Here is a 22,976-nt window from a genome sequence, read left to right as displayed (position 1 = left end):
GCAGGCGGGGCCTGCCGCGACCCGGACTGTCACTGGCCGGGACGGATCGGCACAAACTGGGAGGCGTCGCCTCGCCGGACCAGCACCACGGCGAGCTTCTTGGGCTCCAGCTTGGACACCAGTGCATTGAACTGCTTGGCATCCTTCACATCGGTATTGTTCAGGCGAAGAATCACGTCGCCTGCACGCAGCCCTGCCCGCGCCGCCGCTCCCTCCGAGGCGTCGACGATGACGCCGCCATCGGTTTTCAGCTCCTTGCGCTGGGCCTCGGACAGGTCGCTGACGACCAGGCCGAGCGAATTGGCAGTCTGCTCTGGACGGGCCTTGCGCTCTTCCTTCTTCGCCACGGTGTCCGGCTCGAGTTCGGCCACGGTAAGCGGCATCTCCCGGCTCGCACCCTTGCGCCAGACGGTGACCGTGGACCGGGTCCCCGGCTTGGTGGCCCCGACGAGACGCGGCAGATCGCTCGACTTCTCGATCTGGGCGCCGTTGTAGCGCAGGATGATATCGCCGGCCTCGAGGCCGCCCTTCTCCGCCGGACCGCCCGGCTCGACGCGCTGCACGAGCGCCCCTTGGGCCCGGGGCAGGCCGAGCGATTCGGCGACCTCTCTGGTCACCTCGCCGATCTGCACGCCGATGCGTCCGCGCGTGACGCGGCCGGCGGTGCGCAGCTGCTCGGCGACCCGCATTGCCTCGTCGATGGGAACGGCGAAGGAAATACCCATGTAACCGCCGGAACGGCTATATATCTGCGAGTTGATGCCGATCACCTCGCCGCGCATGTTGATCAGCGGGCCGCCGGAGTTGCCCGGATTGACCGCCACGTCCGTCTGGATCAGCGGCAGATAATCGCCGGTGTCACGCGCCCTGGCCGACACGATGCCGGCAGTGACGGTATTGTCGAGGCCGAACGGCGAGCCGATGGCGATCACCCATTCGCCCGCGCGCAGCTTGCTCGGATCGCCAATGGTCAGGCGCGGAAGGTTGGTGCCTTCGATCTTGACCACGGCGACATCGGTGCGCTTGTCGACCCCGATGATCTTTGCCTTGAATTCCCGCTTGTCGGTCAGCGTCACGTAGACTTCATCGGCGCCTTCGACCACATGCGCGTTGGTCAGCACGAAGCCGTCCGGCGAAATGATGAAACCGGAGCCGACGCCGCGCGGCACTTCCTCTTCCTGCTGCGGCCCCTTGCGGTTCCTCGGCTGGCGTTCCGGCTGCGGTGTACGCGGCATCGGCACGCCGAAGAAGCGGCGGAAGAATTCCTGCATTTCTTCGTCTTCCATGCCGGGGACCGCACCGTTCTGACCGGGCTTGACGCGCTCGGTTGTCCTGATGTTCACCACGGCCGGACCGGTGCGGTCCACCAGATCGGCAAAATCAGGCAGGCCTGCCACGGTAGTGGCGGCGGAAGCTTGTGACCCAAGCCCGGCGAGCGGTGCGCCAACGAGGGAAAACGCAGCGAAGACGACAGCGAGGCTCAGGCTTCGGGCAGAAGAACTTGTATTTTTTGCATGCATATTCTTTTTGCTACCTGGACTTGAATTCAATCGAATTGGCTACTTGTCTGATAGCCGCGGGAGGCACTTCACCGACTATGGTAAGCCAGTAATCCCCCTGCCGCTTGCCGACAATATTAACAGCCCCCTGCTGCATCGATCCTTCCGTGCGGCTCTGACTGCCCGGCTCGATGAAAACGGAAATCGCCGCGAGTCCATCCGAAAACACGATCTGCGACACCTCTCGCCGGACCGGTTGTCCTCCGGCCGTCACATCCGACACCAGGCGCTTCACCTCGCGCACCTTGCGGAAGCCGGGCGGCAGGGTCTTCACCGTCCAGCCGGAAAGACTTACCTGACTCATGAGCGTGTTTTCAACCTTCCAGCCTTCGGTATTCTGGAAGCTCGGCTTCACGCGCGATCGATCAGCATCGCCTATCGATATTTGGGTGAAGGCGATTTGTTCAACGGTATCGCCTTTGTCGTTGAGCGTCTGGGCGCGAAGCAGAAGGCCGGACGCCTTGTCCGCCCACAGCTTGTATCCATAACGCAGCTTGTCTTTCGGCTCCAGCAGGATCGCCTGCGCCTCGCGCCCGGCCACCCTCCCGGGCTCGCCGCCGCGGATATGGTAATACTGGGCGAGGTCGTCCTCTTCGGCGGCAAGAATTGCGGGGAAGGCGTCATTGGCCACCCGCTTCTCAATAACCAGGGTCCTGGCCTCCGGAACATAGCAGACGACTTCGTCGCCCCGGCGAATGTACTCGCGCGGCTGGCCGTCCAGGATCTCGAGTTTTTCCAGTTCGCCCTTGGCGTCCTGGACGTGGGTGATGCGCGAGGTGCGCATCTCGCTGCCCTGCTGGTAAACGAAAGTGCCCGAGTAATTCAGCTGCTGGGCGGATTGCTGGATCTTTTTCAGCCACCCCTTGGCGCCGCGCGCATCCGCGTCGGCGGTCTGTGCCGCTGCGGGTAGCGCCAGAAAGATCGACAGGGTGACGACAAACCGGAACAACGCGTTTGTTTGCCGCATACAGGTCATTTATCGGATTGCGTCGAGAGCGTGGCGGACCGCGCGTATTGAGCACTGCTGTAGACCGATGGGGAAAAACGCTGGTGTGCGAGCAGATAATCGTCAATGTGGGGATCGCGCAGCACGACGGCGCCGCTGTCCGTTACCGCAGGCTCGGCAACGCTACCGACCACAGCAACCGGCACTACGGGCGCAGCGGTCTTGGCCTCTGCAAGTGCAGGCTCGGCGGCCGCCGTTGCTGGCCCGCCGCCGTTCAGCGCGACCATCAGCTGCGGCGTGGCGACGAAAGCGATACTCGCCATTGCCGCCGCGGCTGCGAGGCCGGGAAGAGCCCAGCGCCGGCGGGCGGACACTGTGGCAGCCGCTTGCACAACGGGGGCGGGCGCGATGATCGTGGGCTCGGCTTCCAGGCGTGCGGCCAGGCGCGCCGAGAAACCCTCGCTCAACGAGACGTCGGCCACTTCTTCGGACCGAAGTGCGTCGCCTATGCGGTGATACAACTCCCAGTCCGCTCTGGCATCTCCGTCCCGCAGAGCGGCAAGCGCCAGGTCGAGCTGAGCATCGTCCAGTTCGCCATCAGCCAGTGCAGAAACCTGCTCCCTTGTTTTTTGCTTCGTATCCATCCCTACCTCACAGAGGCTGCACCAACCTCAACGTTTGCGCCAAGCAAGTCTTCTTCGGCAATACTACCAGCGCTTGTCGATTGCCGTGCCGAGCAATGGCCTGAGCTTCTCGGCGATCGCCTCGCGAGCGCGGAAGATCCGGCTGCGGACAGTGCCGATCGGACAGCCCATTGCTTCGGCGATTTCATCGTAGCTCAAGCCTTCAATCTCGCGCAACGTAATTGCAATCCTCAGCTCGTCGGGCAGTGCATCCATTGCCACATTCACCGTCTCGGCGATCTGCTTGGTCGCCAGCATGGACTCGGGTGTATTGATGTCCCTGAGATGCTCGCCATCGTCGAAAGTCTCAGCCTCTTCCGCATCGGCCTCGGTCGACGTCGGGGCTCGGCGCCCCTGCGTGACGAGGTAGTTCTTTGCGGTGTTGATGCCGATCCGGTACAACCAGGTATAAAAAGCCGAGTCGCCACGGAACTGCGGAAGCGCGCGGTAGGCCTTGATAAAGGCTTCCTGCACGACGTCTTCCGCCTCCGCCTGATCGCGAACCAGCCGCGATACGAGCCGCATCAGCTTCCGTTGGTACTTGGTCACCAATAGCTCGAACGCTTTTTTATCGCCGCGCTGTACACGCTCGACAAGCAATTGATCGATATCGCGTTCTGTCGTCAATCCCCGTTCCCTTGTTTCATTGCAACATACACGCGGCTTGTGTCGTTGACCAGAGGAAATGATATAAGTTCAATCCGATGTGAAGAAATATGCCGCCCTATCGCGTGTCGGTCGAGTCATTCCGGCTGAGTATCCAGCGGCAGGCGACGGACAGTGCCCGAAAGCTGTCCTGCGAAACGCTGTCGGGCATGACGGGCACGGTGATAATCCTTCCACTCCCGGTACGAAGGCGCAGCAGCAACATCCGGCGCCAGAGAGTGGAGCTTGGCAGCAGATGAACTACCTGACCGTTCTTCTTTAGGTGAGGCCGATTGGCAGCAGCACAAGGCCCTGTATCGCCCGTTTCTACAAGGCGGATCTGCCCCGTACCAGAGATATCGATATGTTGGTGTTTCCGGTGCCGGACACCATGATAAAACCCAAAAAATCCGAGGAAAATGGATGCGGCGGCAAGTATCGCGCGCAGGAGCGGATCGGGGTCGCCGACGCGACCGGCGCCGATCAGCACACCGATCAGAAATGCGCCAAGCGACATCACCGCGCATGACGCCCGCAGAGCGGGGGACATGCGTACGATGACGGAAGCCGCTATCGACATGAATGGGAGAAGCTTCCTCCGTCACTGACGGAGGAAGCCACGGATCAGATGCGTCCGAAGATGAGGGTACCGTTGGTACCCCCGAATCCGAACGAGTTCTTGACTGCGATGTTGATCGGCATGTTGCGCGCGACGTTGGCGCAATAGTCGAGGTCGCAGTTGGGATCCTGATTGAAGATATTGATGGTCGGCGGCGAAATCTGCTCGTGCACGGCGAGGACGGTGAATACGGCTTCAAGGCCGCCTGCGCCGCCCAGCAGATGTCCCGTCATCGACTTGGTCGAGTTGACCACGACGCTCTTGGCATGGTCTCCCAGCGCGCGCTTGATGGCGATCGTCTCCGCCACGTCCCCGAGGGGCGTGGAAGTACCGTGCGCGTTGACATAGTCAACCTGATCGGGATTGATCCCTGCATTCTTCATCGCCGCTACCATGCAGCGCCGCGCTCCGTCACCATCTTCCAGCGGAGCGGTCATGTGATGCGCATCCGCGCTCATGCCGAATCCGATGACTTCCGCGTAGATCTTCGCACCGCGGGCCTTCGCATGTTCGTACTCTTCGAGCACCATCACGCCGGCGCCCTCGCCCAGCACGAAACCATCCCTGTCCTTGTCCCAGGGACGCGATGCAGTGGCGGGATCGTCGTTGCGCGCAGAGAGCGCCCGTGCCGCAGCAAAGCCACCGACGCCCAGAGGCGATACGGTGGACTCGGCGCCGCCGGCAATCATCACATCCGCATCGCCATACTCGATCATGCGCGCGGCCGCGCCGATGCAGTGCAGGCCGGTCGTGCAAGCCGTGACGATTGCGATGTTCGGCCCCTTGAGGCCGTACTTGATCGAGAGGTGTCCGGAGATCATGTTGATGATCGATGCGGGCACAAAGAAAGGGCTGATCCGGCGCGGACCGCGATTGGTCAGCTCCGCATGCGTTTCTTCGATCATCGGCAAGCCGCCGATGCCCGATCCCACCATGACGCCGATGCGCTCGGCGTTTTCGTCGGTCACCGTCAGACCGCTGTCCTGCATTGCCTGGATTCCCGCAGCCATCCCGTAGTGGATGAAGGTATCCATGTGGCGCGCTTCCTTGCCGGGGATGTAGTCCTCGACATTGAAGCCCTTTACTTCACCGGCGAACCGGGTGGAGAAAGGCGTAGCGTCAAACTTGGTGATGGTGGCAATGCCTGATTTGCCTTCGATAAGTGCAGACCACGCGTCGGCGACCGTGTTGCCGACGGGTGAAACACAACCGAGGCCAGTCACTACGACGCGACGTTCACGTGAGCGGCTCAAGCGGTTCTCCTGGAATGAATCAAAACTGGATTTAGGCCTTCACGTGCGCCTTGGCGTAGTCGATCGCCTGCTGCACGGTGGTGATCTTCTCGGCCTGCTCGTCGGGGATCTCCATCTCGAATTCGTCTTCGAGCGCCATGACGAGCTCAACGGTGTCGAGAGAATCGGCGCCCAGGTCATCAACGAAGGACGACTCGTTCTTGATGTCGGCTTCGGCGACGCCCAGTTGTTCGGCGACGATCTTCTTAACGCGTTGTTCGATATCGGACATATTTATCCCTCCAGTGGGTTACAGAAAGTGCGCGCATTTTATCAGGTTTGCGCAGTGAAAATGCAGTTTCGGCTTTCGTATTCTGCAAGCCGGAAACCGTCGTAAAAGCTCGTCTTGACGAGCTATGCCATGTACATGCCGCCGTTGACGTGCAGGGTCGTGCCGGTGATATAGCCCGCTTGCGGCGAGGCAAGAAAACCGACGGCAGCCGCGATGTCCTCGGGCAGGCCGAAGCGACCGAGGGGAATCTGCTGCATCAGCGCGGCGACCTGCTGCTCGCCGAGTTCGCGCGTCATGTCGGTATCGATGAAGCCGGGCGCAACGCAGTTCACCGTGATGTTGCGGCTGCCGATCTCGCGCGCCAGTGCGCGGCTCATGCCGGCCACGCCGGCCTTGGCCGCGGCGTAATTCATCTGCCCCGGATTGCCGGCGGAGCCGACCACCGAGGTGATGTTGATGATGCGGCCGTACTTCGCCTTCATCATGCCGCGAAGTACCGCGCGGGAAAGACGGGCGACCGCGGTGAGGTTGGTGGCGATGACGGCATCCCACTCTTCGTCCTTCATGCGCATCGCAAGCTGGTCCTGCGTGATGCCGGCATTGTTGACCAGGATGGAGAGTCCGCCGAACTCCTTCTGCATGCCGTCGATGATGGCGGTGCAGCCCTCTGCGTCGGTGACGTTGAGCACGGCACCCCGGCCGGCGTCGGGACGCACCGCCTGCAGATACTCGGTGATCGCGGCCGCGCCGCTCTCCGATGTCGCGGTCCCGACCACGCGTGCGCCCTGCCTTGCGAGCTCGGTGGCGATGGCGCGGCCGATACCGCGGGAAGCGCCGGTGACCAGCGCGACTTGGTTCGTCAGATTCACTTGAACTGCTCCAGTAGTTTTTCGAGAGAAGCCTGATCGGTCAGCGCTTCGCCCACCAGATCGCCGTCGATGCGCTTGGTGAGACCCGCGAGCACTTTTCCGGGACCGCACTCCACGACATGGGTAACGCCCTCGGCGCGCATCTTCCTGATGGATTCCACCCATCGCACCGGGCTTGCCGCCTGACGCACGAGAGCATCCTTGATGGCCGCCACGTCCTGGACGATCGCGACGTCGACGTTGTTTACGAGCGGAATCTGCGGCGCACTGAAGGCGATATCCTTCATGTAATCGCGCAGGCGATCCGACGCCGGCTTGAGCAGGGACGAGTGAAACGGCGCCGAAACCGGCAGCGGCAATGCGCGCTTGGCCCCCTTCGCCTTGGCAGCCTCACATGCGCGCTCGACCGCGCCCTTGTGGCCGGCGATGACCACCTGGGCCGGGGCGTTGAAATTGACCGCCTCCACGACCTCGCCCTGGGCGGCTTCGAGGCAGGCGGCGCGCACGTCCTCGTCCGACAGGCCGAGAATCGCAGCCATGCCGCCCTGCCCTACGGGCACCGCTTCCTGCATCGCCTGCGCACGGAAGCGCACCAGCGGCACCGCGTCGCGGAACGCGATCACGCCGGCCGCGACCAGCGCGGAATACTCGCCGAGGCTGTGCCCGGCAACGATTGCCGGCACCTGGCCGCCGGTGGCGATCCACGCGCGATAACACGCAACCGCGGCCGTCAGCATCACCGGCTGCGTATTGGTCGTCAGGTCGAGCTGCTCCTTGGGACCTTCCGCGATCAGCTTTGCCAGGTCCAGCTGCAGCGCGTCCGAAGCCTCGGCGACCGTCTGTTCAACCGCGGCGTTGCCCGCGAAGCCGTTGAGCATGCCGATGGCCTGCGAGCCCTGTCCAGGAAATACGAATGCGAGTTTAGTCATGGATCGTATGTTGAGTGATTACATGCGTGCGAGCACCGCACCCCAGGTGAAACCGCCGCCGACGCCTTCCATCAGCACGTTCTGCCCCGGCTTCACGCGTCCGTCCCGTACCGCGGCATCGAGCGCGAGTGGAATGGACGCGGCGGAAGTATTGCCATGCTGGTCGACCGTCACGACCATCTTGGAAAGCGGCAGGTCGAGCTTCTTCGCCGTGCCCTGCATGATGCGGATATTGGCTTGGTGCGGGATCAGCCAGTCGATCTCGGACGCTTTCATTCCGGCCGCCTGGAGGGCCTCGTTGGCCACCTTCTCGAGCACGGACACCGCGAGCTTGAATACGGCCTGTCCATCCATGTGCAGGAAGGCGCTGCCTTCGATGGCGCCGTTGCTGAAACTGCCCGGCACGCAGAGGATGTCACCGTGCGAACCATCCGAATGCAGACGCGTGGCCAGCACGCCCGGCTCCGCGGCAGCGCTGAGCACGATCGCGCCGGCGCCGTCGCCAAAGAGCACGCACGTCGTGCGGTCTTCGAAATTCAGGATGCGGGAAAACACTTCGGCGCCGATGACGAGCACGTTCTTGTGCGCTCCGGCCTTGATGAAGCTGTCGGCGACCGATACCGCGTAGACGAAGCCGCTGCAGACCGCCTGCACATCCATCGCCGGGCAGCCGTTGTCGATGGCCAGCTTGCGCTGCACCACGCAGGCCGTACTGGGGAAACCGCCGTAATGGTCCGGTGTCGAGGTGGCGAGGATGATGAGATCGATGTCGTTCGGCTGCAAGCGCGCCATCTCGATGGCGCGCCGCGCTGCCTGCACCGCCAGATCGCTCGTCTGCACGCCCGGATCTGCGTAGTGCCTCGCTGAGATGCCGCTGCGCGAGACAATCCATTCGTCCGACGTCTCGATTCCCTTCGCCGCCAGTTGCTGCGCGAGGTCGTCGTTCGTCACGCGCCGGGGTGGCAGGCAACTCCCGGTACCGATGATTTTGCTGTAGACGGTCATTGCTCTATCTATCGTTTAGTTCTGCACCGCGTTCGGGGCGGCAGCTGCTTGAACGCCCCCCTCCTGCGGCATCAGTTCGGCGATCGCGGTCGTGATGCGGGCCAGCAGATCGTGCTTGGCGGCCTCGTAGGCGCGCTTGATCGCCCACTCGAAGCCATATGCATCTTCACCGCCGTGACTCTTGAACACCAGGCCGCGAAGACCGAGCAGACTGGCACCGTTGTAGCGGGAAGGATTCATCCGGCGCGAGAACGACTTGATGGCGCCGCGGGCAATTATCGCACCCAGCATGTTGAGAGGATTGCTCTTGAATTCGGCGGTGAGAGCGGACTTGACGAAACGTCCCAGTCCCTCGGATGCCTTCAGCACGACGTTGCCGACGAAACCGTCGCAGACCACGATATCCGTCGTGCCCTTGAAAATATCGTTGCCTTCGACGTTGCCGTAGAAATTCAGGAGTCCGCGCTCATGGTCGGCGCGCAGCAGCGCGGCAGTCTGCTTGACCACCTCGTTGCCCTTGATGTCTTCTTCGCCGATATTCAGCAGCCCGACGGTCGGCATAGGCTTTTCGTCGAGCGCAGACACCAGTGCGGAGCCCATCAGCGCAAACTGGTGCAGATGCTGCGGCTCGCAGTCGACGTTGGCGCCGAGATCGAGCATGTAGGTGGGCGCGTCCTTCTGGTTCGGAATCAGAGTGCAGATGGCAGGACGGTCGACGCCGGGAATGGTCTTGAGCACGTAGCGCGATACTGCCATCAGGGCGCCGGTGTTGCCAGCCGAGACACACGCCTGCGCCGCACCGTCCTTGACCAGATTGATCGCCACCCGCATCGATGAATCCTTCTTGCGGCGCAGAGCCACCTCCAGCGGATCGTCCATGGTGACGACCTCCGTGGCATTGATGATCGACAGGCGCGGATGGTCGGCGGCACGATGCCTGGCCAGTTCGGCCCGGATCAGTTCTTCCGGCCCCACCAGCACCAGCTCGGCGTCGGGTTCATGCGCAACGAAGGAGATTGCTGCAGGAATAGTGACTGACGGGCCATGATCACCACCCATGCAGTCAATGGAAATTTTTATTGTCATTGTTTTGACTCAGTGCCTCGCTCCAACCTACAGCGGGCCAGATCCGGCGCGATTCAAAATGACGCGATACGCTGTTGCAGCATATGAAAAAACGGCGCCAAGTCAAACTTCCGCGCCGCTTTTGCTAGAGGAAGACCGAGCAGAATTACTCGTCGTTCTTGGTCTTGAGCACCTTGCGGCCACGGTAGTAGCCGTTCGGGCTGATGTGGTGACGCAGGTGGGTTTCGCCGGTGGTCGGCTCGACAGCCAGCGGCGGAACCGACAGGTGATCGTGCGAACGGTGCATGCCACGCTTGGACGGGGACTTTTTGTTTTGCTGAACGGCCATGATGACTCCTAAATCTTGAGATTCGAAATTTTAACATACCCCGTACGCCAACTTCTTGCCGTCCAGGAATTCTTGCTACAACTTTTACACCAGGAAGCGCCGCGACGAGCGCGGGCGCTACTTTTTCAGGTTCTTGAGCACCGCGAAGGGTGACTCCTTTTCCGGCACGGGCGGCGCATTCACGACAGCAGGCCCGGCAGTGCAGGTCTCGTGTCGCGGGGACAGCGGAATCGCGAGCAGCGCCTCATCCTCGATCACCTGCCGCACGTCGAAACTGTGGCTGCCGACGATGACTTCCACGTCCTCGTCCTCAAGCTGCGCATCGATCTCGTCGGCGCTCTTCTCGTCGGGCGCAAGCACCAGCACCGAACTGGAATCGATGTCGAAGGTGAATGCGCTCAGGCAGCGCTGGCAGATCAGTTTCACATCCGCCGTCACCGACAGCTCAAGCCGGGGATGTCCATGCTTCCCGGTACCGCCCTGGAGAACCCAGCGTATGGATCCTTCGCCGTCGACCGACTCCTGCGCCAGCCTGGGCAGGTCGGCCACAGCCAGCCCGCCCTCGCGACGTTCTTTCAGGCGGCAGAATTCGAATGCGTCAATTAGCAGATCATTCATAATGCAGGCCGACCCCGGAAAACCTGCGATAATAACAGGCTTTTCCCTTATTCGTCAAAGTGTTAGCTTGGTTTATTAAGACCCGCATCCCAGCATGTCCGTTCCGCGCCATCATCCACGCCTGATCCTTGCATCGAGCTCCGTCTACCGTAAAGAGCTGCTGTCGCGGCTACGCATTCCTTTCGAGGTCGAAGTGCCCGCCATCGACGAGACCCCGCTTGCCGCCGAAGCACCGCAGCAGACCGCGCTGAGACTGGCGCGCGAAAAGGCGGGAGTTGTCGCGCGCAGGCATCCCGGCGCGCTCGTCGTCGGCTCGGACCAGGTGGCCACGCTCGACGGCAATCAGATCGGCAAGCCCGGCACGCACGAGAATGCTCTGCGCCAGCTGCAGGCCATGCGGGGACGGGACGTGATTTTTCATACGGCGCTCTGCCTGTGGGATGGCCGCCTGCCCGATGAGCGGGCGGCACAGACGGCGAATGTGCAGACGATCGTACGGTTTCGCAATCTGCCCGACGATGAACTGGACGCCTACCTGCGCCTGGAGCAACCATACGATTGCGCGGGCAGCGCAAAGAACGAGGCGCTGGGCATCGCCATTCTTGAGAAGATAGAAAGTGAAGACCCGACGGCCCTGACCGGGCTTCCGCTCATTGCCCTGACGTCCATGCTCAGGCATGCGGGTATCCCCTTCTTCACCCGTTAAGTCATGCCAGGTACTCTTTACCTCATTCCGAATACGCTCGGCCCTGCCACCGCGGAGGCGGACGCTCTTGCAGCCATCCTGCCGGCGCAGGTGCAGTCCACCGCCGCCCGCCTCGGCTTTTATATTGCCGAGAACGCGAAGTCGGCGCGCGCCTTCCTCAAGCTGGTCGCCCAAACCCATCCTCTGGCGATGCCGCTGCAGGAAATCCGAATCAGCGAACTGAACGTTCAGACACCGGCACAGCAGCTTCCGGCCTTGCTTGAGCCCCTGCGCGCCGGGATGGACGCCGGGCTGATTTCGGAAGCCGGGGTGCCGGCCGTCGCAGACCCGGGCGCGGGTCTCGTTCGCCTCGCCCATCTCGAAGGGATTCCGGTCAGACCGCTGGTGGGGCCGTCGTCGCTTCTGCTTGCCCTGATGGCAAGTGGCCTGAACGGCCAGAGCTTCGCCTTCCACGGTTACCTGCCGACGGACGCCGCGCAAAGGACGAAGCGCCTGCGCCAGCTGGAAGAGCGTTCGCGCAGCGAGCGGCAAACGCAGTTGTTCATCGAAACCCCCTACCGCAACCTGGCCATGCTCGAGGCGATGGCCACTGCCTGCAGGCCGACCACGCTCTTGTGCATTGCCACCGATCTGACGCTGCCGTCGGAGTCCGTCATCACGCGCACCGCGGGCGCGTGGCTGGCGGCGATCAAAGCCGGGAAAGCGCCGGACATCCACAAGAAGCCGACGGTTTTCCTGTTGCTCGCCGATGCCTGAGTGATTCGGGAAACGCAAGTAAACGCAAAACGGCGGTTTTGACCGCCGTTTTGCAGCCCCGTTCGGGCGCGCTTCATGAGGAAGACTGGACTTCCTTTTCCGCATCCGAGATGCGGACTTCAATGCCCGGCTTCCGTTTTTTTCGGGCGACGTACTTGTTGTGGGTAGCCGCGATCGAAACAAGTGCCGGACGCTTCCAGTATAGAAGCCACCCCTGAGGAATCAAGGGTAAGGCAGGCATCACCGCATGGCCGGACCGTAGGCATGCGACCAGATCGCCTGCGCCGCGGCGGTGCCGACCGCGCCACCGAATTTCTTGAGCAGGCGCTCGGACAAGCCTTCCCGCTGGGTGTAGTCGACGACGTCCTCCGCCTTCAGCTCTTCGCGGGCAACCGTGTCGACCGTACCGAAGCCGTCCGCAAGGCCGATCTCGACAGCCTTCGAACCGCTCCAGAACAGGCCGGAGAAAGTCTCGGGGGTTTCCTTGAGCCGGCTCCCGCGACCCTGCCGAACGACATCGATGAACTGCCGGTGCACTTCATCGAGCATCTCCTGCGCAAAGTCTTTCTGCTTCTCGCTCTGGGGGCTGAACGGATCCATGAAACCCTTGTTTTCGCCGGCCGTCATCAGTCGACGCTCGACCCCGATTTTTTCCATCAGGCCGGTAAAGCCGAAACCTTCCATCAGTACGCCGATCGACCCGACGATACTTGCCTTGTTGACGAAGATCTTGTCGGCGGCGGCGGCGATGTAGTAGCCCCCGGAGGCGCAGATCTCGTCTACCACCACATAGAGCGGCTTCTTCGGATATTCCTTGCGCAGGCGATTGATCTCGTCGTTGATGATGCCCGCCTGTACCGGACTCCCGCCCGGGCTGTTAATGCGCAGAATGATGCCGACCGCCGTCTCGTCCGCGTAGGCCCGGTTCAGCGCGGGCACGACGTTTTCCGCGGCGCCGGAAGTGCCCGACTCGATAGTGCCGTCGATATCGATAAGCGCGGTGTGAGGCCCGACGACTTCGTCATCGGGCGCCGCCCGAAACATGGCGAGCCAGAGGCCGGTCAGAATGACCAGCAGCGTCGCGCAGCGGAAGAAGATGTTCCAGCGGCGACGCGCGCGCTGTTCCTTCAACGCCTCGAACGCCAGCTTCTCGAGCAATTCCCGCTCCCATTCGCGCCCCCGAGCCGGCGCGCCGCCGCTTTCGAAATTGTTATCTGCCATGGATAGTCATCATGTTGAGGTGGACGCGCGCGCATCCACCGGTTTTACAAAGTCGTCGGGACGCCAGAAAACGCGCCCTTCGGTTTCGGACACTTCGATCGGCCGGAGCCTGCCGTTGCGGCACGGTCCGCCGACGCAGCGCCCGCTTTCGGGCTCGTACAGCGCGCCGTGCGTCGAGCACATCAGGTACAGGCCGCTCGACTCGAAAAAATCCCCCTCGTTCCAGTCCAGTTCTATCGGCACATGCGCGCAGCGATTCAGGTAGGCATACACCTTCCCGTCGAATCGCACCGCGAAACCCGTACCCGCGGCGCCGCCGGCCAGCACCGGAAACCGCACTCCCCTGCCGCCATCGGCGAGGTCCTCGGCCGCGCAGAGCGGGATCATCTGTTCGGCTTGCGGTTCAGGCATTATCGAGCAGCCATTGATGCAGTTCAGGAACGGATGGCGCGGCATAAAGCGGCTGCAACGCGTCCAGTTGCGGACTCGCGTGCGCTCCATACCTGACAGCGACCCCAGCCGCGCCGGCGTTGATTGCCATCTGCAGATCGTGAGTGGTGTCGCCGATCATCACGGTTCGCCCCATGTCCTGCCCAAGCTCGCGCGTCAATTCCTGCAGCATCGCGGGATGCGGCTTGGAGAAAGTCTCGTCCGCGCACCGGGTTGCATCGAATACCGACAGGAGATTGGCTGCGTCGAGGGCGCGATTGAGGCCAACCCGGCTCTTGCCGGTCGCGACCGCCAGAAAGTAGCCGCGCTGCGAAAGATCGGACAGCATGTCGCGCACCCCGTCAAACAGCGTGAGTCCCTTGTCCTTGGTCAGGTAATGGTAGCGGTAGCGCTCCACCAGCAGCGGATAGCGGCGCGGGTCGAGATCGGGAAGCGCCGCCTGCAGCGCTTCCTGCAGGCCGAGACCGATGACGAACGAGGCCTGCTCCCTGCTCGGCACTTTCAGCCCGAGGTCGCGTGCCGCCGCCTGTATGCAGGCGGCGATGGTCGCGGTGCTGTCCATCAGCGTCCCGTCCCAGTCGAACACGATCAGGTCGAAGCGTTTTCTTGTCATGCTTTGCCACTTTGCCGATTTGTCATGCCGACACCTCCAGGCTGCCGAGGAAATCGCGGCATTCTCTGGGCAGCGGCGCATTCAGGGTGACCGGAGCTCCGGATTCGGGATGGGTAAACGTCAGGCGGTGCGCGTGGAGGAACATTCTCTTTAGCGGGAGCCGCTTGCCCTCCGCCCTCTGCAAGAGCTTGTTCAGCGGGAAGTCGCCGTACTTGTCGTCGCCGCAGATCGGGAAACCGCTCGCGGCCAAGTGGACCCGGATCTGGTGCGTGCGGCCGGTCTTGAGCTCGGCCTCGACCAGCGCGAAATCGCGGTAGCGGCGGACGAGATTGAATATCGTGTGGGACGCCATGCCGTCAGCCTGCACCCGCACCCGGCGCTCCCCCTCCGGGGTGGTGTACTTGAACAGCGGCAGCCGCACATGCTGCCGCGCATTCTGCCAGTCGCCGCGGACGAGGGCCAGGTAACGCTTGTCCAGACGCCCCTCGCGGATCTGCTCGTGCAGGTGAACCAGCGCCGACCGCTTCTTGGCCAGCATCAGGATGCCCGACGTCTCGCGGTCGAGTCGATGCACCAGCTCGAGGAATTTTGCCTGCGGGCGCGAGGCGCGCAGCTGCTCGATCACGCCGTGGCTGACGCCGGAACCGCCATGCACGGCGACCCCCGCCGGCTTGTCGATCACCAGCAGATGACTGTCTTCCAGCAGGATGTCGAACTCCGCCGCCGGCGCCGTCGATCTTGCTCTTTCGGCAACGCGTACCGGCGGAATCCGCACCACGTCACCTTCCTGCAGCCGGTAGGTCTGGTCGATACGCCCCTTGTTGACACGCACTTCGCCCGAGCGCAGCACGCGGTAGATGTGGCTCTTCGGTACTCCCTTGCACTCCCGTAGCAGATAGTTATCAATCCGCTGGTCGGCTTCCTCGCTCGAAATCGTCACCAGCCGGACCTGGGCGAGGGGCTGCGCGGACTGGCCGGTCGTGCCCGTTTCTGTCCGCTCGCCAGAAAATCTCGCTAAGTCCTTCATTTTGCTTATATAATTGTTTCGCGTCGGTTACAGACCGGCGCGCGTGTAAGAATAAAAAGCACATTCTACACAGGGGCGTCTCCATCGGCCCCGCATTGCAGCGAAAACAATGGAAAAGATGTGTACGCACCGCCCTCGCGCGGCCCTGGGTTGCACCGTAGTTGCAATCGGAGCGGCGGGACGGCGTTGGACAGATTGCTTGAAATTTAAGGATAAGTCCGGCGAGCACTTCCTGGTTCAGGATGCTCGCTGGTTGATGTACCTGGTTATCGTTTGCCGTCATTGATGTTGGACTCCATGTTCTCTCTGGCTCCATCCGGTCGTGTGCCGCCTTCCGGCGCGACGGCTGCTCCGTTCGCTCCGTCATGCACGGACGCGGCGGCTATCCGGCATCCGCGTCTCGTACATTTGCGCCCCGTTGCGGAACCTGCGTTGACCTATCGCGCTTCCGCACCTTGAAGGCAATTCCCTCCTCAAGCACTCCGACCTCGCGTACATCCCTATGCGTCCCGCATCGCCGGCGTCAACGCCGAATGCGGACTTGAGATGACCTTAGAGTCACGGAGCGAGAAATGAAACGCATGTTGTTCAATGCCACGCAGCAGGAGGAACTGCGCGTGGCCATCGTCGATGGGCAGAAGCTCATCGACATCGATATCGAAACGGCCGGCCGCGAACAGCGCAAGTCGAACATCTACAAAGGGATCATCACCCGCATCGAGCCCTCGCTTGAAGCCTGCTTCGTCAACTACGGCGAAGAGCGTCATGGCTTCCTGCCGTTCAAGGAAGTGGCGCGCAGCTACTTCCGGGATGGCGTCGATGTGCGCAACGCCACGATCAAGGACGCCCTGCGCGAAGGCCAGGAAATCATGGTCCAGGTGGAAAAGGAAGAGCGCGGCAACAAGGGCGCCGCACTCACCTCCTTCATCTCGCTGGCGGGCCGCTACCTGGTGCTGATGCCCAACAACCCGCGCGGCGGCGGCGTTTCCCGCCGTGTGGAAGGCGAAGACCGCCAGGAATTGCGCGAAACCATGGACAAGCTGGAACTGCCCACCGGCATGTCCGTCATTGCCCGTACCGCAGGCATCGGCCGCAGCGTCGAAGAACTGCAGTGGGACCTCAACTACCTGATGCAACTCTGGCGCGCAATCGAAGGCGCCGGCCAGTCGGCGCCCGGCGCCTTCCTGATCTACCAGGAATCTTCCCTCGTCATCCGCGCAATCCGCGACTACTTCCAGCCCGATATCGGCGAGATCCTGATCGACACCGACGACATCTACGAGCAGGCGCAGCAGTTCATGTCGCACGTGATGCCGGACATGGTGCACCGGGTCAAGCGCTATCGCGATGATGTGCCGCTGTTCTCCCGCTTCCAGATCGAACATCAGATCGAGACCGCGTACTCGCGCACGGTCCCGCTGCCCTCCGGCGGCGCCATCGTGATCGACCATACCGAGGCGCTGGTGTCGATCGACGTCAACTCCGCGCGCGCAACGCGCGGCAGCGATATCGAGACGACCGCGCTGCACACCAATCTTGAAGCCGCGGACGAAGTCGCCCGACAGCTTCGCCTGCGCGACCTGGGCGGCCTGATCGTGATCGATTTCATCGACATGGAGAACGCCAAGAACCAGCGCGAAGTCGAAAACCGCCTCAAGGACGCGCTGCGCTATGACCGCGCCCGTGTCCAGATGGGCAAGATTTCGCGCTTCGGCCTGATGGAATTGTCCCGTCAGCGCCTGCGCCCGTCCCTGTCCGACGGCAGCCACGTGACCTGCCCGCGCTGCAACGGCACCGGCCATATCCGCGATACCGAATCTTCCGCGCTGCAGGTGCTGCGCATCATCCAGGAAGAAGCGATGAAGGAAAATTCGGCGGCGATCCATGTCCAGGCGCCGGTCGACGTCGCCGCGTTCCTGCTCAACGAAAAGCGTGGCGAGATTCTCAAGATCGAAACCCGTCACCGCGTGACCGTCATCCTGATCCCCAACAAGCATCTCGAGACCCCGCACTACAAGCTCGAGCGCATCAAGCACGACGATCCGCGCCTGGAAGAGCCGCAGGCCAGCTACGCCATGGCGGAGGAAATCGATACCGAGATCAGCTACGACAAGCGCCAGAAGGAAGAAGCGCGTCCGCGCCAGGAAGCAGTGGTCAAGGGCATCACGCCGGACCAGCCGGCACCCATCGTCGAGCGCAAGCCGGTCGAACCCGCGCCCGCACCCGTCGTGGCACCCGCGCCGGCCCCGGTGGCCGAGGAAGGTTTCCTCAGCCGGGTATTCGGTTTCTTCCGCAAGAAGCGCGTGGTTGCCGAGCCGGCGCCCGCACCGGTCGCCGAGGAAAAGCCGCAGCCGAGCCGCGAACGTGCGGATCGCAACGGCCGTGGACGCAATCGGGGACGCGGCCGCGGACGTGAACGCGGCGAAGAGAAGGACAGCGTTCGCGCCGAAGCGCGGGATGAATCGGTGAAACAGCAGCCGGCGGCCCCCAAGCCCCCGCGCGAGCCCCGCCCGCCGCGTGAACAGCGCGAGCCGCGCGAGGTACGTGAACCGCGGGAAGCGAGAGAGCCGAAGGAAGCACGCGAGCCGAGGGAGCCGAGAGAGCCGCGCGAACCCCGTGAAGGCGGTGAAGGTCGCCGCGAGCGGGCGCCCCGCCAGCGCGAGGAGCGCAAGGAAGTACAGACCGAAGAGCTGCTGACCGCCACGGCGGTGGAAGCGGTCGCGGTCCAGGCACCCGCCCTGGCACCGGTCCAGACCGAGGAGACGGTCGAAGAGGCGCAGCTGATTGCAGCCGATGGCGAGGAAGCCGGCGGCGAGCAGGGTGAAGAGCGCCGCCGCCGTCGCCGTCGTGGCGGCCGCAACCGCAACCGTCGCGAGCGCGAGAACGGCGAACTGGCGGATAACGGTGTCGAAGGCATGACCGCCGACGACGCGCAGCCGCAGGACGAGGTGCAGATCGCGGCAGCGGCAGAGCCGGCGCCCGAGGCCGATGTCACGCTGGTGAGCGAGGCGTCGCCCGCGAAGTCGGAAGACGCGGTGGCTGCAGCCCCGACGGACGTCGCGGAGGTTGAATCCGCAATCCTGGTCGAAGCAGAAGAAACGGCACCGGTGGTGGATGCGCAGCCGGCTCCGGCTTTGGCTCCTGCTCCTGCCCCTGCCCATGCCCCGGCTCCGGCTCCGGCACCCGCACCGCAAGCGGCACCGGCTCCCCAGCCCGCGCTGGCAGCCGCGCCGATGCCGCTCGATCACTTGCAGGAGGTGCTTGCGGCAGCAGGACTGACACTCGCGGTAACCGACCCGGAAAAGCTGCGCGCCGCGCAGGAAGCAGCCGCCGCGCATGTTCCTGCCCCGCGGGTGCCGCGCGAGCGCAAGCCTCTCCCCCCGCTGCCGACGGAACCCCTGATCCAGGTGGAAACCCGTCATTAAGCATCGCTGACGCCGCTTGATGCAGGCGGCCAGCCGATGAAGGGGAGCGGAAGCTCCCCTTTTCCATATCTGCAGGCCAGGACAACACTCATACTCATGACAGACGCCGCCCCGCCAGCCGCCGTTCATTGGAAAACCGCACTGCTGTACTGGTGCCGCCTCGGTTTCATCAGCTTCGGCGGGCCGGCCGGGCAGATCGCCATCATGCATGCCGACCTGGTGGAAAAGCGACGCTGGATATCCGAGCAGCGCTTTCTGCACGCGCTGAACTATTGCATGCTGCTGCCGGGGCCGGAGGCCACGCAGCTGGCCATATACATCGGCTGGCTGCTGCATCGGACCTGGGGAGGAATACTTGCCGGCATCCTGTTCATTCTGCCGTCCATGCTGCTGCTCGGCCTGCTGTCATGGATTTACCTGGCATTCGGAACGCTGCCGCTGATCGCCGGCATCCTCTACGGCGTCAAGCCCGCCGTGGTGGCGATCGTGCTGGCAGCGGCATGGCGTATCGGCTCGCGAACGCTGAAGAACCTGCTGCTGGCAGCCATTGCCGGCGCCGCATTCATTGCCATACTTGCCGGTCTGCCCTTTCCCGCCATCGTGCTTGCCGCGGGCGTCACGGGGGCAATCGGGGGACGGATGCTGCCGAATAAATTCCGGACCTCGGCCGCGCATGCGCAGGCAGCGGACCGCCCTCATGCACCCGCGCTGCTGGACGACCATACGCCGACGCCGGCGCATGCCCGCTATTCTCTTCGCGCGCTGTGCTTGGTGGCAGCCGCCGGCCTCGTCATCGCGGCCACCGCCTGGGGCCTGCTTGCCTGGCAATACGGGGCCGAGGGCACCCTCGCCCGGATGGGCTGGTTTTTCACCAAGGCCGCGCTCATGACGTTCGGCGGCGCATACGCGGTGCTGCCTTATGTCTATCAGGGGGCAGTGGAAAACTTCGGCTGGCTGACGGCGGAACAGATGATCGACGGACTCGCGCTCGGCGAGACCACGCCGGGCCCCCTCATCATGGTGGTGGCTTTCGTCGGTTTCGTCGGCGGCTGGACCAAGGAGCTCTTCGGTCCCGACAGCCTGGTAATGGCGGGCGCCGCGGGTGCCGTCGTCGCAACTTTTTTCACCTTCCTGCCGTCATTCATTTTCATCCTCGCCGGCGGCCCGCTGGTAGAATCGACTCGCGGCAACATTCGCTTCACGGCTCCGCTGACCGCCATCTCCGCGGCGGTGGTCGGCGTGATTGTAAGTCTTGCAGTGTTTTTTGCCGAGCATGTATTTCTGCTCGATCAGCCACCGTCCGGATGGGACTTCACCGCCATGGCCATCGCCGCCGGCGCCGCTTTCGCCCTGATGCGACTGAAGATGGGCGCGGTCCCGGTGATCGCGATCTGTGCACTTGCTGGCCTCATGCTATCTTACGTATCCTAGTTTCCTCGCTTCGTCCCGACACCGTTTCACATGGCCGAGAAATTCATTCCGCTCGCGGACCATCGCCAGCTTCACGACATACCTGTCATCCCATCGCGCCTCGAGACGCCTGACGGACTGCTCGCGGATGCCTTGTCGCGCCCTTTGCACGACCTGCGAATCTCGGTCACCGACAAGTGCAACTTCCGCTGCGTGTATTGCATGCCCAAGGAAGTCTTCGACAAGTCGCATGTCTTCCTGCCGCACTCCTCGCTCCTCACCTTCGAGGAAATCGCCCGCATCGCGAGAATCTTCATCGCGCATGGCGTGCACAAGATACGGCTGACCGGAGGCGAGCCGCTGCTGCGCAAGCATCTCGACAAGCTGATCGCCATGCTGGCGGAAATGCGCACGCTGTCGGGCGAACCGCTGGACCTGACGCTGACGACCAACGGCTCGCTGCTTGCCCGCCAGGCGCAGGCGCTCAAGGACGCGGGCCTGAAACGGGTCACGGTATCGCTCGATGCAATCGAGGAAAGCACTTTCCGCCGCATGAACGATGTCGATTTCCCCGTCGCCGAGGTATTGCGGGGCATAGACGAGGCGCATCGCGTCGGCCTCGGGCCGATCAAGATCAACATGGTGGTCAAGGGCGGCATGAACGACCACCAGATACTCCCGATGGCGAGGCACTTCAAGGGATCGCCTTTCATCCTGCGTTTCATCGAGTACATGGACGTGGGTGCGAGCAACGGCTGGAAACTCGACGAAGTCGTACCCTCGTCGGAAGTCGTGCGCCGCATCAGCGAGGAAATGCCGCTGGTACCGCTGGATCCGAATTACAGCGGTGAAACCGCGGAGCGCTGGCGATACGTCGATGGCGGCGGAGAAGTCGGCGTAATTTCGAGCGTGACCCAGGCTTTCTGCCGCGACTGCTCCCGCATGCGCCTGTCGACCGAGGGAAAGCTCTACACCTGCCTGTTCGCCGCCGGCGGCCACGATCTGAAAGCCCTGATGCGGCAGGGTCGCAGCGATGCCGAAATTTCCACGGCGGTGGCGCATATCTGGCGCAAGCGGACCGACCGCTACTCGGAGTTGCGCAGCCAGGCCACCGAGGGCCTGACCGGCGTACCGAAGGTCGAAATGTCCTATATCGGCGGCTGAACGTCCGGGCGGGCGCCCGAAATCAGGTTCCGGCGTCCGCCGGGGCCGTGTTTTCCTGAACCGGTTCCGGCTTCCTGCGCGCCAGCACCTTGTCGATACGCTTGCCGTCGAGGTCGACGATCTCGAAGATCCACCCTTCCCACTCGCACTGATCCGCCGTCTGCGGCAGCCGGCCGAGCAACAGCATGACCATGCCGCTGAGCGTGTTGTAGCGTCCGCGCTCCTCCTCCGGCACGCCCTGCAGTCCGAGCCGGTCCTTGAGCTCGGGCACCGGAATCAGGCCGTCGAGCAGCCACGAGCCGTCTTCCCGCTGCACCGCCCAGGAGTCCTCCGCACGGTGGGTCTTGAACTCGCCGGTGATGGCTTCCATCACATCCTGCAGCGTCACGATTCCCTGGACCTCGCCGTACTCATCGACGATGAACGCGAGCTGCACGCCCGAATTCTTGAAGTTCTCCAGCAGCTCCATGCCGGTCAGCGACTCCGGCACGAACACCGCCGGCTGCAGATTGCTCATCAGGGTCGGCTTTTCGCCGCGCAGCGTCTGCGCGAGCAGCTGGCGCGCGTTGGCGACACCGAGCACTTCGTCCCAGCCGCCGCGCAATACCGGATAGCGGGAATGGTCGCTCTGCTCGAACCGCTTCAGGTTGTCCTCCAGGGCCTCGTTGACATCGAAATAGACGACGTCGCTGCGCGGCACCATCAGCGACGCGATCTGCCGGTCATCGAGGCGGAATACATTGCGCACCATCTGGTGTTCATGATGCTCGATCACGCCGGCGCTCGAGCCTTCTGCCAGCATCATGTTGATCTCTTCCTGGGTGACCGTCGGCTCGTTGCTTTCCTTGATGCCGACCGCGCGCAACACCAGCTGGGTGGAGCCTGACAGCAGCTTGACGAAGGGCTTGGTCAGCGTCGCCAGCCACAGCATGGGGCGCGCGACCAGCCGTGCGATCGGCTCCGGGCTGATCTGGCCGATGCGCTTGGGTACGAGTTCGCCGAGCACGATCGTGAAGTAGGTGATGCTGACGACGACGAGGCCGGTGGCAAGGTAATCCGACAACGGGCTCTCGACCCCCATGCCCTGCATCCAGGTGCTGAACGGCGCCGACAGTGTCGCCTCGCCGACGATACCGTTGAGGACGCCGATCGACGTGATGCCGATCTGCACGGTAGACAGGAAGCGGTTGGGGTCGTCGCCGAGCCGCATCGCCGCTTCGGCTGCCGTGTCGCCATTCTCGGCCAGGCGCTGCAGACGTGCCTTGCGGGCAGTGACAAGTGCGATCTCGGACATCGCAAACACGCCGTTGAGCAGGATCAGGCCGAGGAGTATTGCTATTTCCATCAGGGGTGGATTTCAGTCTCTAGAAAACAGTGGCCGGCCCAGTCGGCC

At 63.2% G+C, this 22,976-nt stretch carries 23 protein-coding genes; 5 read left to right on the top strand and 18 right to left on the bottom strand.

Translation table 11 applies throughout. The annotated features are described in order from the left end of the window. Positions 1-29: 29 nt before the first annotated feature. The 13 genes from NCCP691_RS05430 to NCCP691_RS05370 all read right to left on the bottom strand — a co-directional run bounded on the left by NCCP691_RS05430 (position 30) and on the right by NCCP691_RS05370 (position 10,811). Complete coding sequence (locus NCCP691_RS05430; protein ID WP_220807242.1) at positions 30-1,520, bottom strand: DegQ family serine endoprotease; 1,491 nt, start codon at positions 1,518-1,520, stop codon at positions 30-32. A 10-nt stretch (positions 1,521-1,530) separates the two neighbouring features. After that, positions 1,531-2,526, bottom strand: coding sequence for a MucB/RseB C-terminal domain-containing protein (locus NCCP691_RS05425; RefSeq protein WP_220807241.1), 996 nt, complete (start codon positions 2,524-2,526; stop codon positions 1,531-1,533). 5 nt (positions 2,527-2,531) lie between these two features. Further along, positions 2,532-3,149 carry a sigma-E factor negative regulatory protein gene (locus NCCP691_RS05420; protein WP_220807240.1) on the bottom strand — a complete coding sequence of 206 codons (618 nt, stop codon included), beginning with the start codon at positions 3,147-3,149 and terminating at the stop codon, positions 2,532-2,534. A gap of 63 nt (positions 3,150-3,212) precedes the next feature. Continuing rightward, complete coding sequence (gene rpoE / locus NCCP691_RS05415) at positions 3,213-3,815, bottom strand: RNA polymerase sigma factor RpoE (protein ID WP_040041344.1); 603 nt, start codon at positions 3,813-3,815, stop codon at positions 3,213-3,215. 97 nt (positions 3,816-3,912) lie between these two features. Beyond that, entirely contained in the window at positions 3,913-4,350 is a 438-nt protein-coding gene (locus NCCP691_RS05410) for a protein YgfX (RefSeq protein ID WP_220807239.1), read from the bottom strand. Positions 4,351-4,457: 107 nt separating this feature from the next. Continuing rightward, positions 4,458-5,705, bottom strand: coding sequence for a beta-ketoacyl-ACP synthase II (fabF, locus tag NCCP691_RS05405; RefSeq protein ID WP_220807238.1), 1,248 nt, complete (start codon positions 5,703-5,705; stop codon positions 4,458-4,460). 31 nt (positions 5,706-5,736) lie between these two features. After that, the gene (gene acpP / locus NCCP691_RS05400) at positions 5,737-5,976 is read right to left on the bottom strand and encodes an acyl carrier protein (protein WP_040041346.1); all 240 of its coding nucleotides are present in this window, start codon (positions 5,974-5,976) and stop codon (positions 5,737-5,739) included. A gap of 122 nt (positions 5,977-6,098) precedes the next feature. Continuing rightward, the gene (gene fabG / locus NCCP691_RS05395; RefSeq protein ID WP_238482331.1) at positions 6,099-6,845 is read right to left on the bottom strand and encodes a 3-oxoacyl-ACP reductase FabG; all 747 of its coding nucleotides are present in this window, start codon (positions 6,843-6,845) and stop codon (positions 6,099-6,101) included. Continuing rightward, positions 6,842-7,774 (bottom strand): ACP S-malonyltransferase, encoded by a 933-nt coding sequence (fabD, locus tag NCCP691_RS05390; protein WP_238482330.1) that lies wholly within the window; start codon positions 7,772-7,774, stop codon positions 6,842-6,844. The genes fabG and fabD overlap by 4 nt, the downstream gene beginning before the upstream one ends. An 18-nt stretch (positions 7,775-7,792) precedes the next feature. Next, positions 7,793-8,779, bottom strand: coding sequence for a beta-ketoacyl-ACP synthase III (locus NCCP691_RS05385; RefSeq protein WP_220807236.1), 987 nt, complete (start codon positions 8,777-8,779; stop codon positions 7,793-7,795). Between the two features lie 15 nt (positions 8,780-8,794). Then, the gene (gene plsX, locus NCCP691_RS05380) at positions 8,795-9,865 is read right to left on the bottom strand and encodes a phosphate acyltransferase PlsX (protein WP_220807235.1); all 1,071 of its coding nucleotides are present in this window, start codon (positions 9,863-9,865) and stop codon (positions 8,795-8,797) included. A gap of 145 nt (positions 9,866-10,010) precedes the next feature. Beyond that, positions 10,011-10,193 carry a 50S ribosomal protein L32 gene (gene rpmF / locus NCCP691_RS05375; protein ID WP_057293158.1) on the bottom strand — a complete coding sequence of 61 codons (183 nt, stop codon included), beginning with the start codon at positions 10,191-10,193 and terminating at the stop codon, positions 10,011-10,013. A 117-nt stretch (positions 10,194-10,310) separates the two neighbouring features. Next, positions 10,311-10,811: a YceD family protein gene (locus NCCP691_RS05370; RefSeq protein WP_220807234.1), complete on the bottom strand. Its 501-nt coding sequence runs from the start codon at positions 10,809-10,811 to the stop codon at positions 10,311-10,313. Positions 10,812-10,905: 94 nt separating this feature from the next. Between NCCP691_RS05370 and NCCP691_RS05365 the strand changes: the two genes are divergently transcribed. Further along, a complete protein-coding gene (locus NCCP691_RS05365; RefSeq protein WP_220807233.1) occupies positions 10,906-11,517 on the top strand; it encodes a Maf-like protein in 612 nt (203 codons plus the stop codon). 3 nt (positions 11,518-11,520) lie between these two features. Then, positions 11,521-12,273 carry an SAM-dependent methyltransferase gene (locus NCCP691_RS05360; RefSeq protein WP_220807232.1) on the top strand — a complete coding sequence of 251 codons (753 nt, stop codon included), beginning with the start codon at positions 11,521-11,523 and terminating at the stop codon, positions 12,271-12,273. 240 nt (positions 12,274-12,513) lie between these two features. Here the strand turns inward: NCCP691_RS05360 and NCCP691_RS05355 are convergent, their stop codons facing one another. From NCCP691_RS05355 to NCCP691_RS05340, 4 genes are read right to left on the bottom strand one after another with little or no spacing between them, the layout of a single operon-like run. After that, complete coding sequence (locus NCCP691_RS05355) at positions 12,514-13,494, bottom strand: S49 family peptidase (protein WP_220807231.1); 981 nt, start codon at positions 13,492-13,494, stop codon at positions 12,514-12,516. Positions 13,495-13,503: 9 nt separating this feature from the next. Further along, positions 13,504-13,905 (bottom strand): Rieske (2Fe-2S) protein, encoded by a 402-nt coding sequence (locus NCCP691_RS05350; protein ID WP_220807230.1) that lies wholly within the window; start codon positions 13,903-13,905, stop codon positions 13,504-13,506. Beyond that, positions 13,898-14,557, bottom strand: a complete 660-nt coding sequence (locus NCCP691_RS05345; protein WP_220807229.1) for an HAD-IA family hydrolase — start codon at positions 14,555-14,557, stop codon at positions 13,898-13,900. Before NCCP691_RS05345 ends, NCCP691_RS05350 begins: the two co-directional genes overlap by 8 nt. Positions 14,558-14,579: 22 nt before the next feature. After that, the gene (locus tag NCCP691_RS05340) at positions 14,580-15,584 is read right to left on the bottom strand and encodes an RluA family pseudouridine synthase (protein WP_220807228.1); all 1,005 of its coding nucleotides are present in this window, start codon (positions 15,582-15,584) and stop codon (positions 14,580-14,582) included. A gap of 572 nt (positions 15,585-16,156) precedes the next feature. Here NCCP691_RS05340 and NCCP691_RS05335 point away from each other — a divergent pair. From NCCP691_RS05335 to moaA, 3 genes are all read left to right on the top strand, one after another. Next, on the top strand, positions 16,157-19,009 hold the full coding sequence (locus NCCP691_RS05335; RefSeq protein ID WP_220807227.1) for an Rne/Rng family ribonuclease: 2,853 nt from the start codon (positions 16,157-16,159) through the stop codon (positions 19,007-19,009). A gap of 96 nt (positions 19,010-19,105) precedes the next feature. Next, complete coding sequence (gene chrA, locus NCCP691_RS05330) at positions 19,106-20,440, top strand: chromate efflux transporter (protein WP_220807226.1); 1,335 nt, start codon at positions 19,106-19,108, stop codon at positions 20,438-20,440. Positions 20,441-20,470: 30 nt separating this feature from the next. Then, complete coding sequence (moaA, locus tag NCCP691_RS05325) at positions 20,471-21,583, top strand: GTP 3',8-cyclase MoaA (RefSeq protein ID WP_220807225.1); 1,113 nt, start codon at positions 20,471-20,473, stop codon at positions 21,581-21,583. Between the two features lie 22 nt (positions 21,584-21,605). On the opposite strand, the gene NCCP691_RS05320 is transcribed toward moaA, so the two are convergent. Continuing rightward, entirely contained in the window at positions 21,606-22,928 is a 1,323-nt protein-coding gene (locus tag NCCP691_RS05320; protein WP_220807224.1) for a hemolysin family protein, read from the bottom strand. Between the last annotated feature and the right edge of the window lie 48 nt (positions 22,929-22,976).

It is taken from the genome of Noviherbaspirillum aridicola, from assembly GCF_019656455.1.
GTDB classification, from domain to species: Bacteria; Pseudomonadota; Gammaproteobacteria; order Burkholderiales; family Burkholderiaceae_D; genus Noviherbaspirillum; species Noviherbaspirillum aridicola.
This window is presented reverse-complemented; position numbering and strand designations above follow the sequence as displayed.

Bases quoted from the DNA above. Each gene is read 5' to 3' on its own strand.
- NCCP691_RS05420 (WP_220807240.1), bottom strand. From the start codon at position 3,149: ATGGATACGAAGCAAAAAACAAGGGAGCAGGTTTCTGCACTGGCTGAT.
- fabD (WP_238482330.1), bottom strand. From the start codon at position 7,774: ATGACTAAACTCGCATTCGTATTTCCTGGACAGGGCTCGCAGGCCATC.
- NCCP691_RS05350 (WP_220807230.1), bottom strand. From the start codon at position 13,905: ATGCCTGAACCGCAAGCCGAACAGATGATCCCGCTCTGCGCGGCCGAG.
- NCCP691_RS05345 (WP_220807229.1), bottom strand. From the start codon at position 14,557: ATGACAAGAAAACGCTTCGACCTGATCGTGTTCGACTGGGACGGGACG.
- NCCP691_RS05385 (WP_220807236.1), bottom strand. From the start codon at position 8,779: ATGACCGTCTACAGCAAAATCATCGGTACCGGGAGTTGCCTGCCACCC.
- rpmF (WP_057293158.1), bottom strand. From the start codon at position 10,193: ATGGCCGTTCAGCAAAACAAAAAGTCCCCGTCCAAGCGTGGCATGCAC.
- NCCP691_RS05430 (WP_220807242.1), bottom strand. From the start codon at position 1,520: ATGCATGCAAAAAATACAAGTTCTTCTGCCCGAAGCCTGAGCCTCGCT.
- NCCP691_RS05335 (WP_220807227.1), top strand. From the start codon at position 16,157: ATGAAACGCATGTTGTTCAATGCCACGCAGCAGGAGGAACTGCGCGTG.
- NCCP691_RS05425 (WP_220807241.1), bottom strand. From the start codon at position 2,526: ATGCGGCAAACAAACGCGTTGTTCCGGTTTGTCGTCACCCTGTCGATC.
- NCCP691_RS05320 (WP_220807224.1), bottom strand. From the start codon at position 22,928: ATGGAAATAGCAATACTCCTCGGCCTGATCCTGCTCAACGGCGTGTTT.
- NCCP691_RS05410 (WP_220807239.1), bottom strand. From the start codon at position 4,350: ATGTCGCTTGGCGCATTTCTGATCGGTGTGCTGATCGGCGCCGGTCGC.
- plsX (WP_220807235.1), bottom strand. From the start codon at position 9,865: ATGACAATAAAAATTTCCATTGACTGCATGGGTGGTGATCATGGCCCG.
- NCCP691_RS05370 (WP_220807234.1), bottom strand. From the start codon at position 10,811: ATGAATGATCTGCTAATTGACGCATTCGAATTCTGCCGCCTGAAAGAA.
- NCCP691_RS05355 (WP_220807231.1), bottom strand. From the start codon at position 13,494: ATGGCAGATAACAATTTCGAAAGCGGCGGCGCGCCGGCTCGGGGGCGC.
- moaA (WP_220807225.1), top strand. From the start codon at position 20,471: ATGGCCGAGAAATTCATTCCGCTCGCGGACCATCGCCAGCTTCACGAC.
- NCCP691_RS05360 (WP_220807232.1), top strand. From the start codon at position 11,521: ATGCCAGGTACTCTTTACCTCATTCCGAATACGCTCGGCCCTGCCACC.
- acpP (WP_040041346.1), bottom strand. From the start codon at position 5,976: ATGTCCGATATCGAACAACGCGTTAAGAAGATCGTCGCCGAACAACTG.
- NCCP691_RS05365 (WP_220807233.1), top strand. From the start codon at position 10,906: ATGTCCGTTCCGCGCCATCATCCACGCCTGATCCTTGCATCGAGCTCC.
- chrA (WP_220807226.1), top strand. From the start codon at position 19,106: ATGACAGACGCCGCCCCGCCAGCCGCCGTTCATTGGAAAACCGCACTG.
- NCCP691_RS05340 (WP_220807228.1), bottom strand. From the start codon at position 15,584: ATGAAGGACTTAGCGAGATTTTCTGGCGAGCGGACAGAAACGGGCACG.